This window comes from Kribbella sp. NPDC051770, assembly GCF_040681455.1.
Taxonomy (GTDB): Bacteria; Actinomycetota; Actinomycetes; order Propionibacteriales; family Kribbellaceae; genus Kribbella.
On record NZ_JBFAYT010000005.1, the window covers coordinates 213,763 to 229,657 of the forward strand.

The following is a 15,895-nucleotide window of genomic DNA, read 5'->3' on the forward strand; positions in this document are numbered from 1 at the left end:
CGACCATGATCTCCGCTGACGCACCACCGCTGCCCCGGCCGCGGATCCTGCGGCAGTCGTGGCTGGACCTGACGTTCGTGCACTGGGCGGTCGAGCCGGAGTCGATCGCCCGCTTCTACCCGCCCGGCACGCGGCCGGACACCTTCGAGGGCCGCGCGTACGTCGGGCTGGTGCCGTTCCGGATGGCCCGCACCGGGTTCGCGCGGGGTCCGGCGCTGGTCGGCGATTTCCTGGAGACCAACATCCGGCTCTACTCGATCGACTCGACCGGCCGCCGCGGCGTCGTCTTCCTGTCGCTCGACGCCAACCGCCGCGACGTCGTCGCGATCGCGCGCACGGTCTTCGCCCTCCCCTACCGCTTCGCGAGGATGCAGTACGACGTACGCGACCAAACCCACACCTACACGACCCAAGCCGCCGGCTTCTCCAGCCGCATCACCGCTCGCGTCGGCGCCGCGATGGAGCCCGGCGACCTCGAACACTTCCTCACCGCGCGCTGGGGACTCCACACCCAGCGCGCCGGCCGGACCTGGTACCTGCCGAACGAGCACCCCGCGTGGGAGCTCCGATCGGCCGAGCTGCTCGACCTGGAGGCCGGCAGCCTGCTCACGTCGGTCGGCCTGCGCGACCTGAGCACACGCCCACCGGACCACGTCGCACACAGCTCAGGCGTCCGCTCGTACTTCGGCCTCCCCAGACGGACGCCCTAGACGATCGGCAGGTCGCTGACCAGGTCCGGCACATCCTCGGCCTCGCGCAGGAGCACTCGCAGCTGGCCCGACTCGGTGGCGTCCTCGGCGAAGATCTGCAGCGCGACGTCGACCGTGTCGTGGTCGTGGTCGAGCAGCTGGCGCCAGCCGTCCCAGAGCACGATCTCCGGCTCGCCGGTCGAGCGGTCGCTCAGCGAGTCGGCCAGGGCGTCCCAGTTCCGCCCGAACCAGCGCGGCAGGTCGAACGCCGTCGCGCAGACGTCGAGGAACCCGGCCTTGTCGAGCACCCGCGTCGTGTCGAGCAGCACGAAGCCCCAGCCCGCCGTCCGGACGCCGCGCCCGATCTGCGCGGCGTCGAGCGCGGAGCGCCAGCGGTACACCCCCGGCCGCAGTCCGGCGTCCAGCAAAGCGCGCAGGTCAGTCATCCGTCGGTCCCCCCGTCCGCCGCGACCCGGCGGAACGACTCGTAGTGATCGTCGGTGTAATAACGCTCACCGCCCTTCCCGGTCACGATCCGGCGCGCGCCGCGGTCCTTCTCCCCGGGCGTCTTCACCGTGTACTCGCGGTAGTACCCACGATCCTGCTTGGGCAGGATCTTCTCGAAGTTCCCGAAGGTGACGCCGTCACGGCTGTACGGGAACGGCCCGCCCTTGTCGATCAGCGCGAGCGTGTCCCGGGCCTCCTTGGGCAGGTCGGCGGCGGCGACGAAGGTCAGCCCGCTCTCCGGATCCTTCGAACCGGACGCCGAGGAGCCCGACGCACCGCACCCGAACAGCGACGCGGCCAGCGTGATCACCAGCATCGCGACCACCACCGCCGCGACGATCCGCGCGACCTTCGGGTTGTTCATCAGCGCGCGCTCCGGGTCATCCCGCGCTCCGCAGCCGCCGGACGAACTCGCCGGCCGCGGCGGCCGGGTCGTCGGCCTGCGTGATCGCCCGTACGACGACCACCCGGCGCGCCCCCGCCTCGATCACCTCGTCGAGCCGCTCCAGGTCGATGCCGCCGATCGCGAACCACGGCTTGGTCTGCTGACGGCTGGCGGCGTACGAGACCAGTTCGAGCCCGGCCGCAGTCCGGCCCGGCTTGGTCGGGGTCTCCCAGGTCGGGCCGACGCAGAAGTAGTCCGAGCCGGACTCGGTGACGGCGGCGTTGACCTGGCTGAAGGTGTGCGTGGAGCGGCCGACGATCACCTCCGGGCCGGTGATCGCGCGGGCGTGCGGTACCGGCAGGTCGCGCTGGCCCAGATGCAGGACGTCGGCGCCGGCGGCGTACGCGATGTCGGCGCGGTCGTTGACGGCGAGCAGCTTGCCGTGCCGCTTGCAGGCGTCGGCGAAGACCTCCAGCGCGGCCAGCTCGTCGGCCGCCTCCAGGTCCTTCTGGCGCAGCTGGACGATGTCGACCCCACCGCTCAGCGCGGCGTCGAGGAACTGTTCGAGGTCGCCCTGCTGCGCTCTGGCGTCGGTGCACAGGTAGAGCAGGGCGGCGTCGAGTCGGTCGCGAAGTGGCGCGGTGTGCTCAGTCACAAGGCTAAGCGTGCCATGTGTATACCGTCGTACTGTTAGCTCCATGACAGATTCAGGGTCCGGGGTCGTGCTGATCGGCGGCGGACTGATCGGTCTGTCCACCGCCTGGCGGTTGGCTGCAGACGGTATCCAGGTGACGGTATGTGATCCGACACCCGGCATTCGGACATCTTCGGTCGCGGCCGGGATGCTGGCCCCGGTCACCGAGGTCGAGTACGGCGAGGACGCGCTGCTCGCGCTCAACCTGGCCAGCAACGCCGCCTGGCCGGCGTTCGCGGAGGAGCTGGAGGCTGCGACCGGTCTCCCGGCCGGGCTGCACAAGACCGGCACGCTCTCGGTCGCGTACGACGCCGACGACGCGGCCGCGATCCGCCGCCTCGCCGAGTACCAGCGCCGGCTCGGCCTGGACGTCGAGGAGCTGACCGGCCGCGAGACCCGCAAACGCGAACCCCTGCTGGCCGCGGGCGTCACCGCAGGGGTCTGGGTGCCCAACGACCACTCGGTCAACAACCGGCAGACCGTCGCCGCCCTGCTGCGTGCGGTCGAGCTGTCCGGTGTGCGGCTGATAAAGCGGTCTGTAAGCCGGATACTGTGCGAAGGCTCGAAGGCTGTTGGTGTCGAGCTCGACAACGGCGACCCCCTCCGCGCCGACCAGATCATCGCCGCCGCCGGTCCCTGGACCGCGCAGCTGAACGGCATCCCCGACGAGCTCCGCCCGCCGGTCCGGCCGCTGAAGGGCGAGATCCTCCGCCTCCGCGTCCCCGAGGCGTACCGCCCCGCTCTCCAGCACACCGTACGAGCGACCGCCCGCGGCTTCTCCGTCTACCTGGTCCCCCGACCCGACGGCGAACTGGTCGTCGGCGCCACGACCTCCGAGCTGGGCTACGACACCAGGGTCCTGGCCGGGGGCGTGTTCGCGCTGCTGCGGGACGCGCGGATGGTCCTGCCGATCACCGACGAGCTGGAGCTGGTCGAGTCCGTCGCCGGGCTGCGGCCCGCGACGCCCGACAACGCCCCCGTCCTGGGCGCGTCAGGGCTCGACGGGCTGCTGTGGGCGACCGGCCACTACCGCAACGGCGTACTGCTGACGCCGATCACCGCGCAGGTGATCGCGGAGACCGTTCGGACCGGCGTACTGCCGGAGCTGGCCGAGCCGTTCCTGGCCAGTCGGTTCTCACGGGGCGACCAGGCGCACGGCGCCGCCGCTGCAGTGCCTAAGGTGATGGGGTGAGTGAGGTCATGAACGTGCTGGTGAACGGCTCCGCCGAGCAGATCGACGCCGGGACGACCGTCGCCGACGTGGTGGACCGCTGGGCCCGCAGCCCGATCGGGGTCGCGGTGGCCGTCAACGAAGCGGTGGTCACCAAGACCGAGTGGTCCGGAACGACGCTGACCGAGGGCGACCGGGTGGAGATCGTCACCGCGGTCCAGGGCGGTTGAGGAGACAAGATGAGCGACGACACTCTGGTGATTGCCGGGCTCGAGTTCACGTCCCGGTTGGTGATGGGGACCGGCGGTGCGCCGAGCCTCGAAGTCCTGGAAGAAGCGCTGATCGCGTCGGGCACGCAGCTGACCACGGTCGCGCTGCGGCGGCTCGACCCGAGCCAGCAGGGTTCAGTGCTCGACGTCCTGCGCAAGCACGACATCGCCGTCCTGCCGAACACCGCGGGCTGCTTCACCGCCGGTGAGGCCGTGCTGACCGCGCGGCTAGCCCGCGAGGCGCTGGAGACCGACCTGGTGAAGCTGGAGGTCGTTGCCGACGACCACACCCTGCTGCCGGACCCGGTCGAGCTGCTCGACGCCGCGGAAACCCTTGCGGCGGACGGGTTCCAGGTCTTCGCCTACACCAACGACGACCCGATCCTGGCCCGCCGCCTGGAGCAGGTCGGCTGTGCGGCGGTGATGCCGCTCGGTTCCCCGATCGGCTCCGGGCTCGGGATCCGCAACCCGCACAACATCAGCATGATCGTCGAGGCCGCGAACGTCCCGGTCGTGCTCGACGCCGGGATCGGTACGGCGTCCGACGCGACGCTCGCGATGGAGCTCGGTTGTGACGCTGTGCTACTGGCGACCGCCGTCACCCGGGCCGAGCGGCCGGCCCTGATGGCCGCCGCGATGCGCGACGCGGTGACCGCCGGGCGGAACGCGCTGCGGGCCGGCCGGATCCCGCGCCGGTACCACGCCGCCCAGGCCTCGTCGCCGCTCGAGGGCCGGGCCGCGCTGTAGCCGAAGTCGATGCCCCCGGCACCAGTTGCCGGGGGCATCGGCCTGTCGGCAAACCCCAACCGGCGCGTCGATTGTGAACCACATCCATGTAGTTCAGGCGTCAACTGTAAACATTGCGTAACAGCCGTAACCCGTGCCCCGTCCGTCCCTGTTGTCACATCAGCACCACCACTTACGGTCAAGGGACGTTGACACGGGGAGATGGATGATGACCAACACGAGCGCAACGGCGCCGGAGCCCGAGCACGACGTCCAGCCCGCACCGCGCAGCCGGCGGCGTACCGTCGTCAAGGTCCTCACCGGGATCGCGGTGCCGCTGATCGCGGCCGGCGTGATCACCGCCGGATCGCCCGGGCTCGGCCAGTACAAGGTCAAGCAGGGCGACACGCTGAGTCACATCGCGGCCCGGTACGGGACCACCGTCAAGACCCTGGTCGCCCTCAACGAGCTGCCCGGTAACGGCAACGCGATCTACGCCGGCGAGGTGCTCCAGCTCCCCGGTCAGCCCAAGCAGGCCCCGCGCGAGACGACGGCCGGCCGCGGCCGGGTCAAGTACGTCGTGAAGCGCGGTGACACGATCGGCGGGATCGCTCGCCGGTACCACGTCACCCAGGCCTACCTGCTGTCGGTGAACGGGATGAAGCGCACCGACAAGATCTTCGTCGGCAAGGCGATCCTGGTCCCGGTTCCGGTGCCGAAGGCAACGCCGCCGAAGAAGAAGCGCAACGACACCTTCGCCGGCCGCAAGTACGCCGACCACATCGTCGACGCCGCCGACCGGAACCGGGCCACGCTGAAGAACCGCAAGCTGCCGAACCGCGCGCAGATCCGGTCGATGATCATCGCCACCTCGAAGCGGTACGGCGTCGACCCGGAGCTCGCGCTGGCGATCTCGTGGCAGGAGTCGGGCTGGAAGCAGCGAGTCGTCTCACCGGCCAACGCGGTCGGCGCGATGCAGGTGATCCCGTCCACCGGGCGGTACGCCTCGGGCATCGTCGGCCGCAAGCTCGACCTGCTGAAGCCGCAGGACAACATCACGGCGGGCGTCGTCCTGCTGGAGATGCTGACCGGCGCGGCCAAGCTCGACATCGCGGTCGCCGGTTACTACCAGGGTCTCGGCGGCGTCCGGCGTAACGGCATGTACGCCGACACCAAGCAGTACGTGAAGAGCGTGCTGCAGATCAAGACCCGCCTCGAGAGCGGCTGGAATCCCGCTTGATCCAGGCACCGGAGTGACAGCTCCGGAGGGTGACGGAGAGCGGCCCCGGCGCGGCGGTAAAGCTGCGCCGGGGCCGCTTATTTACACTCTGATTGCAACCAGGCATCGAAGGGCGGCTCACCGCACGTGACGGACGACGTAGACACCCAGGTCGGCGACCGCCTGGTCGGGCGGGTGCTCGACGGGCGGTACCGCGTCGGTGCCCGCGTGGCCAAGGGCGGGATGGCGACCGTCTACGAGGCCCTCGACATGCGGCTGGACCGGGTCGTCGCGCTCAAGGTGATGCACCTCGGGATGGGTGACGACGCCGAGTTCGGCCGCCGGTTCGTGGCCGAGGCGCGGGCCGCCGCGAAGCTGTCGCACCCGAACGTGGTCGCGGTCTTCGACCAGGGCGAGGACGACGGCACGCTGTTCCTGGCGATGGAGTACGTGCCGGGCCGGACGCTGCGCGACGTGATCCGCGAGCACGGCCCGCTGTCGCCCGCCCGCGCGCTCGACCTGCTGATGCCGGTGCTGTCCGCGCTGTCCGCGGCCCACGACGCCGGCATCGTGCACCGCGACATCAAGCCGGAGAACGTGCTGATCTCGCACGACGGCACGGTCAAGGTCGCCGACTTCGGGCTCGCCCGCGCGGTCACCACCACCGGGCAGACCGCGACCCAGGGTCTGCTGATGGGCACGGTCTCGTACCTCGCGCCCGAGCTGGTCACCGACGGGAGCGCGGACGCGCGCTCGGACGTGTACTCCTCGGGCATCCTGCTGTACGAGCTGCTGACCGGCGCCAAGCCGCACACCGGCGAGACGCCGATCCAGGTCGCCTACGCACACGTCCACGCCGACGTCCCGGCGCCGTCGCTGCTCGAGCCGGGCATTCCGCCGTACGTCGACGCGCTGGTCCAGCGGGCGACCGCGCGCGACCGCGACCTGCGTCCGGCCGATGCGCGGGTGCTGAGCCGGCAGGTTCGCCGGGTGCGCAGCGCGCTGGAAGAAGGGCTGCCCGACGATCCCGAGCTGACCGGCGATCTCACGGTCCCGCTGCAGGCGGTCCGCGAGGAGACCGAGTGGGACGACGACGAATACACGCGAGGGAACGGGTACGTCGAGCACACCCCGGTACGCCGGGTGGAGTCGGTCCGGCGGACGATCCCCGGCCTCGGTCGCGACGCCGACCCGCGGCGCGCAGCGGCCGGGCGTCGCCCGGATCCCGCCCGGCGCAACGACACGATCGTCGTGCCGGTGGAGTCCGCCTCCCGCGTTGCCCCGGCCGTCCCCCGCAAGGGTCACGGTCTCGTCGCACTCATCACCGTACTGGCCCTCGCGATCGGCGTCGGGACCGCCGGCTGGTACTACGGCATCCACCGCTACACCGAGACGCCGCTCCTGCTCAACCTGACCTCCGCCGAAGCATCGGCGAAGGCGACCGAGCTCGGACTGACCACCACGATCGCCAACCAGGACTTCTCCGAGTCGGTCCCGCGCGGCCAGGTGATGGGCACCAGCCCCGCGCCCGGTGAGCGGATCCGCAAGGAGGGCGAGGTCGGCCTGACCGTCTCCAAGGGCCCCGAGCGCTACCGCGTCCCGCAGCTGAAGGGCCTCGACGAGGACGCCGCGAAGCGCGCGCTGGACTCGATCAAGCTGGTCACCGGCAAGATCACCACCGACTACAACGAGACCGTGCCGGCCGGGCGGGTGATCACGTTCCTGCCGAAGTTCGACACCGTGATGAAGCCCGGGAACACGGTCAATCTCTGGGTCAGCCTCGGCCGCCGGCCGATCACCGTGCCCGACACCACTGGCAAGCCGATCGCGGACGCGAGCCGGACGCTGCGCAAGGCCGGGTTCGTGGTCGACCGCACCGACGCCTACGACCCGAAGGTACCCGCTGGATCGGTGGTCTCGCAGACGCCGAACAACGGCACCCTGTTCGCCAAGGACAAGGTGCAGGTCGTGGTCTCCAAGGGCCCGCCGCTGGTCGAGGTCCCGAACGTGCGGCGCAAGGGGCTGGCCGAGGCGCAGAAGATCCTCACCGAGGCGGGCTTCAAGGTGAAGGTCGAGCAGGCGCCGTTCCACCTCGGGCTGAACCTGGTCGCCGGCCAGAACCCGGCCGCGGGCAAGCAGGCCCAGCCCGGGACGACGATCATCGTGACGATCGTCTGACCCTCACCCCAACGTCAGCGTGGTCTCCGCGTCCAGCCGGGACAGCTTCTCCGGGTTGCGCACGTAGTACAGCCCGCTGACCAGCGCGTCCTCGATCCGGAACATCATCACGCCGTCCAGCTCGTCGTCGAGCCAGGCCAGCAGCGCCGGCGTCCCGTTGATCACCGTCGGCGTGACGCTGAGCACCGCGTCGACCTTGCCCAGTCCCCCGGTGATCATCCGCATCACCCGATCCGCACCGACGATCGGCCGCAGCGCCGCCTGCTTCACGCCGCCGCCGTCGCCGATCAGCACGATGTCCGGCGCCATCACGTCGAGCAGGCTCTGCAGGTCCCCGGTCGCGATCGCCCGCTGGAACCGGTCCAGCACCACCCGGGTCTGGCTCGCCGACACCGCCTCTCGCGGCCGCCGGGCGTCGACATGCTTGCGCGCCCGGGACGCGATCTGGCGGACCGCGTCCGGCGTCTTGTCGACGGCGGCCGCGATCTCGTCGTACCCGATCCCGAACACCTCGCGCAGCACGAACACCGCGCGCTCGGTCGGCGCGAGCGTCTCCAGCACCAGCATCAGCGCCATCGACAGGCTCTCGGCCAGCTCGACGTCCTCGGCGACGTCCGGTGCCGTCAGCAACGGTTCCGGGAGCCACGGGCCGACGTACGACTCCTTGCGGCGCTTCATCGTGCGCAGCCGGTTCAGCGCCTGCCGGGTGGTGATCCGGACCAGGTACGCGCGCTCGTCGCGGACCTGCTCGAGGTCGACGCCGACCCAGCGCAGCCAGGTCTCCTGCAGCACGTCCTCGGCGTCGGCGGCCGAGCCGAGCATCTCGTACGCGACGGTGAAGAGCAGGTTGCGATGGGCAACGAAACTCTCGGTGGCCGGGTCGGTCATCGGTCGTCCCTCTCTCACACCTGGCTGGCGGCGCGGACCGAGCGCACCAGCTGCGGGCGCTTGCCGTCCTTGGTCCACCACTTCATCACACCGGGGAGTCGTCCCTCGGTCCTGAGCTGCCAGACCGTGCTCCAGCACACCAGCTCCTTGACCAGCGCGCCGAACCGGCCGCGCAGGTGCAGGCTGATCGCGACGTCGTTGCGGTGCGCGAACTGGAAGATCCCGGCGTCACGGCCGAGGCTGATGCACTGACCGGCGAAGCCCACTCCGGCGTCGGCCGGCTGCTTCCCGGCGATCCGGCTCAGCACGGTCTGCGCGGCCTGCGGGCCGAGCTGAACGGCCGACTGGCAGCCCATCCGGAACGGCAGGTCCGACGGCGCCGCCGAGTCACCGGCCGCGACGATCCGGTCGTCGTCGATGCTGGTCAGCGTCTCGTCGGTGATCAGCCGGCCGATCGCGTCGGTGGTCAGGCCGCTGCGCGCAGCCAGATCCGGTACGCCGAACCCGGCGGTCCAGATCGTCAGCGGGCTCGGCAGCTCCCGCCCGTCGGCCAGCCGGACGGCGTCGCGGGTCACCGCGGTCACCGTCGTACCGGGGCCTTCGACAACGTTCACGCCGAGCTTCTCCAGCCGCGCGGCGACCGTACGCCGGCCGCTCGCGTGCAGGTACGGGCCGAGGACGCCCCCGCAGACGAGCGTCACCAGGCACCCCGACTCGGCCAGCTCGGCCGCGGTCTCGATCCCGGCCGGCCCGGCGCCGACGACCGTCACGACCTCCGCACCGTTGACGACCGGGCGCAGCTGCTCGGCCTCCTCCAGTGAGTTGAGCCGGTAGGCGAACTCGAGCCCCGGCACCTGCGTGTCGTCGGTGCCGCTGCCGACGGCGTACACGAGGTAGTCGTAGGAGACAGTCGCTCCCGACGCCAGCGTGACGGTCCGCTCGGCGGGATCGATCCGGTCGGCGGTGTCGACGACGAGCCGGACGCTCTTGCTCAGCACGTGCTCGTAGTCCACGACTGCGTCGTCGGAGCCGCCGACCAGCTGGTGCAGCCGGATCCGCTCGACGAAGGTCGCCCGCGAGTTGATCATCGTCACCGTCACGCCGGCCCGCTTGGTCAGCCGGTTGGCCGCCATCACTCCGGCGTACCCGCCGCCGATCACCACTGCTTCGGTCATCGTCCTGTCTCCGTTCCCTGGTGGGTTCGGCCTTCAGACACCGGCTGCGCGGTGAGTGTGACATCGGGTGAGCTGGATCACGTCCCTAGTGCGCGCTGAGCCAGTCGTTCAGCGTCCGGAGAAAACGCCCGGCCGCCGACCGGTGCAGGTCGTGCCCCGCGCCGTCGAACTCCTCGAACCGCGCGGCGGGCATCGCGTCGGCCATCTCCTGCACCAGCGCGGGCGGGCAGAACACGTCCTCGCTCCCGGCGATCAGCAGCGCCGGGCAGCGGATGTTCGCCGCGTGAGCCCGCGCGACGTCGCCGCCCTGCGCGGCGATTCCTCGCAGCGCGGCCGCCCAGCTTCGGGCCATCGCCCGTGCGTCCTGTACGCCGTACGCCTCCGCCAGGTACGCCGCGAGCGGGAGCAGCGCGGGGACCGGGTCGTCGATCAGCCGTTCCAGCTCGTCGAACGACGGGCCGTTGACCGGCTCGACGATGCGGCCGGCCGCGCCCCAGGTGACGACCGAGAGCGCCCGCGCGGGATCGAGCGCGGCCATCAGCAACGCGACCTCGCCGCCGTCGCTGAAGCCGACGAGGTGGGCCGCGTCGATCTCCAGCTCGTCCAGCAGGGTGAGGAACGCGCGGGTATCCTCGGTGTAGAAGTCGACCGAGTAGTCGCGCGGCTGCGACTTGCCCGATCCGGGGAGGTCGGCTGCGACGACCCGGAAGCCGTCGCTGAGCTCGGCGCGCAGCCGGCCGAACTCGGCGATGCTTCCCGCCCAGCCCGGCAGCAGCAGAACGGCGTCGCCGCGACCGGTCGCTTCGAAATGCATCAGGCCATCGTCGGACGGGCCTGCGCGAACGTCCAGTGGTGCCCTTCGAGATCCAGCACCTCGTACCGCCGGTACCCGTGCTGATGGATCTCGGAGACGATCTTCGCGCCCTGCTCGGTACTGCGAGCGAAGTGCGCATCGAGGTCGTCGACGTACACCCACAGCCCGTGATCAAGCCGCGGAGCACCGCGGTCCTTCTGCTTGAACAGGATCAGCGCCGAGTTCCCGATGTGCAGTTCCAGCCACGGCGCACGCTCACCCTCGGCCGGCACCCGGTCCCACGAGTCGAGGCTGAAGACGTCGCTCAGCCAGCGCGCCGCGGCGGCCGGATCCTCGTAGTACAAGGCCATGCTGATCCGGTCGAGGTCACGGGTGGTCCGCGGCGCGGAGTCGCGGCGGTCGATCCACGCGGGCAGCCAGACGATGACGTTCGGCCACATGTAGAAGGCCTGCTTGCCACCTGGCAGCAGCACCTGCTCGACGGTGACCTTCGTCCCGGCGCCGCTGGCCTCGAACGCGATCGTGGTCTCGGTGTCGTCGACCGAGCTGCGGTAGCCGAGCTTGGCGCCCGGCTCCCAGACCGTGATCCGGCCGAGCTCGAGCGCGTCCTCGACGACACCGCCGGCGCCGGCCTGGTAGATCTCCAGGATCCGGCCGCCGACGCCGGGCTCGATCCGCATCTCGACCGCCCGGGCGGAGTCGAAGAAGTTGATCGGCCCGCGCACCCACCACAGGTCGATCTCGGCCGTGAACACCTCGAACGCGGTCAGCGGGTCGGCGGCGACCTCGACGGTCGCGGAGGCGGACTGTTTCGTCATGACTTCCCCTCGAGGTGCGTCTTGAAGGCGCCCAGATTCTCCTGCCAGTGCGCCTGAACCTGATCGAGCCAAGCCTGTACGGCGACCACCGGCTCCGGCCGCAGCCGGAAGACGCGCACCCGCGCGTCCTCCGCGACCCGTTCGTCGGTCACCAGCCCGGCGGACAGCAGGATCCGCAGGTGCCGGCTCATCGCCGGTGACGAGACGCCGGTCGCGGCGGCCAGTCGCCCGGCCCGCTGCGGGCCTTCGCCGAGCAGCTGGACCACCTGCCGCCGGGTCGGGTCCGCCAGTACTTCGAAGAACCGGTCGACCTGTTCGTTCACCATCTGTTAATAGTTACAGATCTGGTTAACTACTTCAAGGGTTTTGGTCGCCTTGTCAGGTGTCTGATTGACTTCGCTCGTGAATCACCCGCGGATCGCCGTGATCGCCCTGCTCGCGGTCGCCGCCGCCTGGGGATCCACGTTCTTCCTGACCAAGGACCTGCTCGACCGGATGGACGTCGCCGACTACCTGGCGCTGCGCTTCCTGATCGCCGCGGTCGCGCTGATCGCGATCCATCCGCCCGCGATCGCCCGGCTCAGCCGGCTCGACCGCGGCCGCGGTGTCGCGCTCGGCGTCACCTACGGCGTCGCGCAGCTGGTCCAGACCGAGGGCCTGCGGCACACCTCGGCCAGCGTCTCCGGTTTCGTCACCGGCATGTACGTCGTGTTCACGCCGCTGCTGGCCGCGGTCATCCTGCGGCACAAGATCGGCCGCTGGGCCTGGGTCGCGGTCGTGCTCGCGACGATCGGGCTCGGCGTCCTGTCGCTGCGTGACTTCGCGCTCGGCACCGGCGAGCTGCTGACGCTGGCCTCGGCCGGGTTGTACGCGCTGCACATCATCGGCCTCGGCGCCTGGTCGACGTCGTCGAACGCGTTCGGCCTGTCGGCGCTGCAGATGGTGGTGATCACGGTGGTCTGCGCGATCGGCGCGGTCCCCGGTGGGTTCACGCTGCCGTCCGGCGGCGGCGACTGGGTCCGGGTCGTCTACATGGCGCTGATCTCGGGCGCGCTGGCCCTGATCGTCCAGACCTGGGCGCAGGCGCACCTGACGCCGACCCGCGCGGCGATCGCGATGACGATGGAACCGGTGTTCGCGTCGGCGTTCGCCGTACTGTTCGGGTCGGAGAGTGTCACCGCCCGGATGCTGATCGGCGGTGCGCTGGTGATGAGCGCGATGTACCTGGTCGAGCTCGCACCACGTCGCAAGATCGAGGCCGAGGTCCAGCACCTCGCGCAGTAGGGACGGACATGCGGGACGACAGTGCGCGAAGAGTCCGGTGGTTCCCCGCCGGGGTGATCGCCGCGCTGCTCGCTGTCCTGGTCTGCGCCGGAATCTCCAACGTCGACCGCAACCCACAACCGCAGCTCGTCGCCGACGGCATCCCCGGCCGCCCGTTGCCCCCGGCCACCAGTGGGCCGGCGCTCGCCGCCGGTACGCCGTACGCCGATCTGGTCCGGCACGCACTCGCCGACCTGGACGCCCTCACCCTCCCCAACGGCGCGACTCTGGCCGGCAACAACGGCCCCTGGCGCTACGTCTGGCCCCGCGACGCGTCTTTCGTCGCCGCCGCCCGCTGCGCCATCGGCCAGTACGCGCAGGCAAGCAAAATCCTCGGATTCTTGAAGCAGGTACGCCCGAAGACCGGGCGCTGGGAAGCACGCTACTTCGCCGAGACCGGCGGCGTACCGGCCGACGGCCGCGAACCCCAGCTGGACGGCTCCGGATGGGTGCTCTGGGCAACGTGGTTCTGCGGCCGCGACCTCCCGGCGTACTGGCCGATGGTGAAGGAGTCCGCCGACCAGATCGTCGCCGAGCTCGGTGCCGACGGCCTCCCCGCCGCCTCGCCCGACTACTGGGAGCGCACGGAGTCCGAGGTCACTCTCGGCATCGTCGCGCCGCTGCTCACCGGCCTGCGCGCCGGGACGGCGATCGCTCGCGAGCTCGGCCACACCGCCGACGCCGCCCGCTGGCAGACCGCCTTCGACACGTTGTCCAAGGCAACCACCAGGCACTTCGGCCCCGACTACCCGCGCACCCCGGCGCGCGCTGTCAGCGCCCTCGAAGGCATGCGGATCGGCGTCAACGGCGGCGCCGACGCGATCGTCACCGTCCTCGGACCGCCGTTCGCGCCGGCCGACCCGGAGATCGACCGCGCGATCACCCGCACCCAGGACGCGCTGACCCAGCCCAACGGCGGAGTCACCCCCGGCGAGCAGTGGCGCGCCGACGGCGTCGCGTGGACGCCGCAGACCGCGCTCTTCGCCTTGAGCGCCGCCGCCCGCGGCGACCGTCCGACGGCCGAGAGGCTGCTGACCTGGCTCGACACCCACCGCACGCCGAGCGGAGCCCTGCCGGAGAAGGTCAACCGCGACGTCCAGCCGGCCGGCGAAGCACCCCTCGGCTGGACGTCTGCAGTCGTCGTACTGACGGTCGCGGCTCTGGAGAAGCCGCTCCCGATGCCTTAACAGATCTCCATCGCGTCGTGCGTCGGGGCGTCAGGGCGGGCGGTGCTGGTCTTCGTCGAGTAGAAGAACGCGGTCGACGCGATGTCGTCCTGCAGCGGCAGGTACCGCCCACCCGATCGCCAGCCGAGCGCCTGCACGTCCACCTTCAGCGAATCCCGGAAGCGCACCGGGTCGGGCAGGTGGAAGCGGTACATCCCGAACCGCATCTGGCTCGCGTACTGCCCGTCGGGCCGGATCACCTGCGGCATCCCGAGGTACGGCGTACTGAACTCCGTGTAGCCGCCGCGATCGGGCCCGAGGTCGAAGTTCCAGGCGCCGCCGAAGTAGTCCTCGGTGCCGGTGCCGCAGATCGTCGGCCACTCCTCGCCGTCGAGGTAGAACTTGACCTCGCCCTCACCCCACCAGCCCGAGCTGTTCACCCCCCAGGCGATGTACGTCCCGACGTAGTGCCCCGGCCCCTCGACGCCGTCGAGCAGCGTGTGCACGGTCTGCGCGGGCAGCGGGTTGCTCCGCCGCCACTGCGTGTGCAGGTACGCCGACCCCTCGGCGACCTCGCCGAGCCAGTAGTCGACCTGGAAGTAGACGATCACCTTCTCGTCGGAGGTGTTCTCGATCGTCAGCCGCGCCTGCTCCCGGAACGGCATCTCCCAGTAGCAGTTGAAGCCACCGTTCGGGTTCACCGCGACGGGCAGCGAGTTCACCTGCGCGAACTGTCCCCACCCCGAGCAGAAGAAGTCACCGACCGGTGCCTCCACCGCAGGCGCCTCGTCGCCGTCCCAGTACGACCGCAGTACGAGCCGCCGCCAGTTGTCCCGATGCGTCGTCAGCCAGATGTGCGTGATGCACCCGCTCCCGGCGATGTCCGCGAGCGTCGCGGTCTCCCCCGGCCCGATCTCGATCGACGGCGAGACCTTCCACCCCTGCCCGAGATCCCGCGCCGCGTGCGCCCCGGTCCCCTCGGTCCGCCGCCCACCCTGACCCACCTCCCCGGTCGGGTTCTCCGCACTGATCGAGCGGCTCTGAACGTCCACCACGGCACTGATGCCGGCCAGGCTCCCAAGAGTCATACCCGCGACCCTAGGCTCCGCCGACCGGTTTGGAAATCGATTTCTCATCTGGTGGAACGGAAATCTCGCCGGATTCAGCAGGCCCGGACCTTCGCCGTCAGGCCGGCTTCGAAGCTGAGGCAGGCCCAGGGGCGGCCCTTGGTCTTGTCGGCGCGCACGATCAGCGGGTACGCCGTGGCGCCGCGCGCTTCGGGACTCTTCTCGGTGACGAGCGACCCAATCGCGCCGCCGCGGGCCTCGGCGGCGCGCTTCACGTCCTCGACGGTGACGACGCTCTGTGCGTTCTTCACCGCGGCCGCCTCGGCGTCGTCGGCGACCCAGAGGGCGAAGTCGATCTCGGGCGGGGTCGACCAGGTGGTCGAGGTGACCGGGAAGACGAAACCGAACATCAGCATCCCGACCACCGCGATGATGCGCCGCGGGCGGCGTCCGTTCTCGGCGGTCAGCAGGGCGGCGCAGCCCAGCGCAAGGACGAGGGTGAGTCCGCGGACCACCCAGTGCCGGTCGAGCCGGCTGTCGACCGCCAGCGCCGCGCCCAGCGCGACGACGACACAGGCCACCGCGGCCAGCCCGGCCCGGAGCTTGGGCGACACGAGCGCACCAGCCCGGGGAGTCAGGGCCGAGAGCTCGGGGTCGTCGGGAGAACTCATGCCGCCGACGATAGAGCCCGGCCGTTCGTCGCAGCGAATCACCCGTTCGTCGCGGCAACCGGCGTACAGGCTCAACTGATCTGGACACTCCTGGCAGATTCGGCTCCGTCCCACCGCCCCCAGGGATTGGATCCG

General features: G+C 70.7%; 18 protein-coding genes. 8 read left to right on the forward strand and 10 right to left on the reverse strand.

The genetic code is table 11. The features are described from left to right. Nucleotides 1-5: 5 nt before the first annotated feature. Nucleotides 6-710 carry a DUF2071 domain-containing protein gene (locus AB0M01_RS18780; RefSeq protein ID WP_363670984.1) on the forward strand — a complete coding sequence of 235 codons (705 nt, stop codon included), beginning with the start codon at nt 6-8 and terminating at the stop codon, nt 708-710. On the opposite strand, the gene AB0M01_RS18785 is transcribed toward AB0M01_RS18780, so the two are convergent. From AB0M01_RS18785 to thiE, 3 genes are read right to left on the reverse strand one after another with little or no spacing between them, the layout of a single operon-like run. Then, nucleotides 707-1,135: a barstar family protein gene (locus AB0M01_RS18785; RefSeq protein ID WP_363670986.1), complete on the reverse strand. Its 429-nt coding sequence runs from the start codon at nt 1,133-1,135 to the stop codon at nt 707-709. The two genes, AB0M01_RS18780 and AB0M01_RS18785, sit on opposite strands and share 4 nt — an antisense overlap. Continuing rightward, nucleotides 1,132-1,560, reverse strand: a complete 429-nt coding sequence (locus tag AB0M01_RS18790) for a ribonuclease domain-containing protein (protein ID WP_363670988.1) — start codon at nt 1,558-1,560, stop codon at nt 1,132-1,134. Before AB0M01_RS18790 ends, AB0M01_RS18785 begins: the two co-directional genes overlap by 4 nt. 16 nt (nt 1,561-1,576) lie before the next feature. After that, complete coding sequence (gene thiE, locus AB0M01_RS18795; RefSeq protein ID WP_363670990.1) at nt 1,577-2,236, reverse strand: thiamine phosphate synthase; 660 nt, start codon at nt 2,234-2,236, stop codon at nt 1,577-1,579. A 43-nt stretch (nt 2,237-2,279) separates the two neighbouring features. Here thiE and thiO point away from each other — a divergent pair, with 43 nt between their 5' ends. The 5 genes from thiO to pknB all read left to right on the forward strand — a co-directional run bounded on the left by thiO (nt 2,280) and on the right by pknB (nt 7,838). After that, nucleotides 2,280-3,467, forward strand: coding sequence for a glycine oxidase ThiO (thiO, locus tag AB0M01_RS18800; RefSeq protein ID WP_363670993.1), 1,188 nt, complete (start codon nt 2,280-2,282; stop codon nt 3,465-3,467). Continuing rightward, entirely contained in the window at nt 3,464-3,676 is a 213-nt protein-coding gene (gene thiS / locus AB0M01_RS18805; RefSeq protein ID WP_363670995.1) for a sulfur carrier protein ThiS, read from the forward strand. The genes thiO and thiS overlap by 4 nt, the downstream gene beginning before the upstream one ends. A 9-nt stretch (nt 3,677-3,685) precedes the next feature. Continuing rightward, nucleotides 3,686-4,462: a thiazole synthase gene (locus tag AB0M01_RS18810; RefSeq protein WP_363670997.1), complete on the forward strand. Its 777-nt coding sequence runs from the start codon at nt 3,686-3,688 to the stop codon at nt 4,460-4,462. Nucleotides 4,463-4,670: 208 nt separating this feature from the next. Then, complete coding sequence (locus tag AB0M01_RS18815) at nt 4,671-5,681, forward strand: LysM peptidoglycan-binding domain-containing protein (protein WP_363670999.1); 1,011 nt, start codon at nt 4,671-4,673, stop codon at nt 5,679-5,681. Nucleotides 5,682-5,807: 126 nt separating this feature from the next. After that, nucleotides 5,808-7,838: a Stk1 family PASTA domain-containing Ser/Thr kinase gene (pknB, locus tag AB0M01_RS18820; RefSeq protein WP_363671001.1), complete on the forward strand. Its 2,031-nt coding sequence runs from the start codon at nt 5,808-5,810 to the stop codon at nt 7,836-7,838. 3 nt (nt 7,839-7,841) lie between these two features. Here the strand turns inward: pknB and AB0M01_RS18825 are convergent, their stop codons facing one another. The 5 genes from AB0M01_RS18825 to AB0M01_RS18845 form a co-directional block, all read right to left on the reverse strand. Beyond that, nucleotides 7,842-8,726, reverse strand: a complete 885-nt coding sequence (locus AB0M01_RS18825) for an RNA polymerase sigma-70 factor (RefSeq protein ID WP_363671003.1) — start codon at nt 8,724-8,726, stop codon at nt 7,842-7,844. Nucleotides 8,727-8,740: 14 nt separating this feature from the next. Further along, a complete protein-coding gene (locus AB0M01_RS18830; protein ID WP_363671005.1) occupies nt 8,741-9,901 on the reverse strand; it encodes an FAD-dependent oxidoreductase in 1,161 nt (386 codons plus the stop codon). A gap of 85 nt (nt 9,902-9,986) precedes the next feature. After that, nucleotides 9,987-10,715, reverse strand: coding sequence for an alpha/beta hydrolase (locus AB0M01_RS18835; RefSeq protein WP_363671007.1), 729 nt, complete (start codon nt 10,713-10,715; stop codon nt 9,987-9,989). Continuing rightward, nucleotides 10,715-11,533, reverse strand: a complete 819-nt coding sequence (locus AB0M01_RS18840; protein WP_363671009.1) for a VOC family protein — start codon at nt 11,531-11,533, stop codon at nt 10,715-10,717. Before AB0M01_RS18840 ends, AB0M01_RS18835 begins: the two co-directional genes overlap by 1 nt. Further along, nucleotides 11,530-11,859, reverse strand: coding sequence for a metalloregulator ArsR/SmtB family transcription factor (locus AB0M01_RS18845; RefSeq protein WP_363671011.1), 330 nt, complete (start codon nt 11,857-11,859; stop codon nt 11,530-11,532). Before AB0M01_RS18845 ends, AB0M01_RS18840 begins: the two co-directional genes overlap by 4 nt. A 76-nt stretch (nt 11,860-11,935) precedes the next feature. Here AB0M01_RS18845 and AB0M01_RS18850 point away from each other — a divergent pair, with 76 nt between their 5' ends. Next, nucleotides 11,936-12,817 (forward strand): DMT family transporter, encoded by an 882-nt coding sequence (locus AB0M01_RS18850; protein ID WP_363671013.1) that lies wholly within the window; start codon nt 11,936-11,938, stop codon nt 12,815-12,817. 8 nt (nt 12,818-12,825) lie between these two features. Next, nucleotides 12,826-14,043, forward strand: coding sequence for a glucoamylase (locus AB0M01_RS18855; RefSeq protein ID WP_363671015.1), 1,218 nt, complete (start codon nt 12,826-12,828; stop codon nt 14,041-14,043). Here AB0M01_RS18855 and AB0M01_RS18860 read toward each other — a convergent pair. After that, nucleotides 14,040-15,110 (reverse strand): glycoside hydrolase family 172 protein, encoded by a 1,071-nt coding sequence (locus tag AB0M01_RS18860; protein WP_363671017.1) that lies wholly within the window; start codon nt 15,108-15,110, stop codon nt 14,040-14,042. The two genes, AB0M01_RS18855 and AB0M01_RS18860, sit on opposite strands and share 4 nt — an antisense overlap. A gap of 74 nt (nt 15,111-15,184) precedes the next feature. Then, nucleotides 15,185-15,760, reverse strand: coding sequence for a hypothetical protein (locus AB0M01_RS18865; protein ID WP_363671019.1), 576 nt, complete (start codon nt 15,758-15,760; stop codon nt 15,185-15,187). Nucleotides 15,761-15,895: the final 135 nt, after the last annotated feature.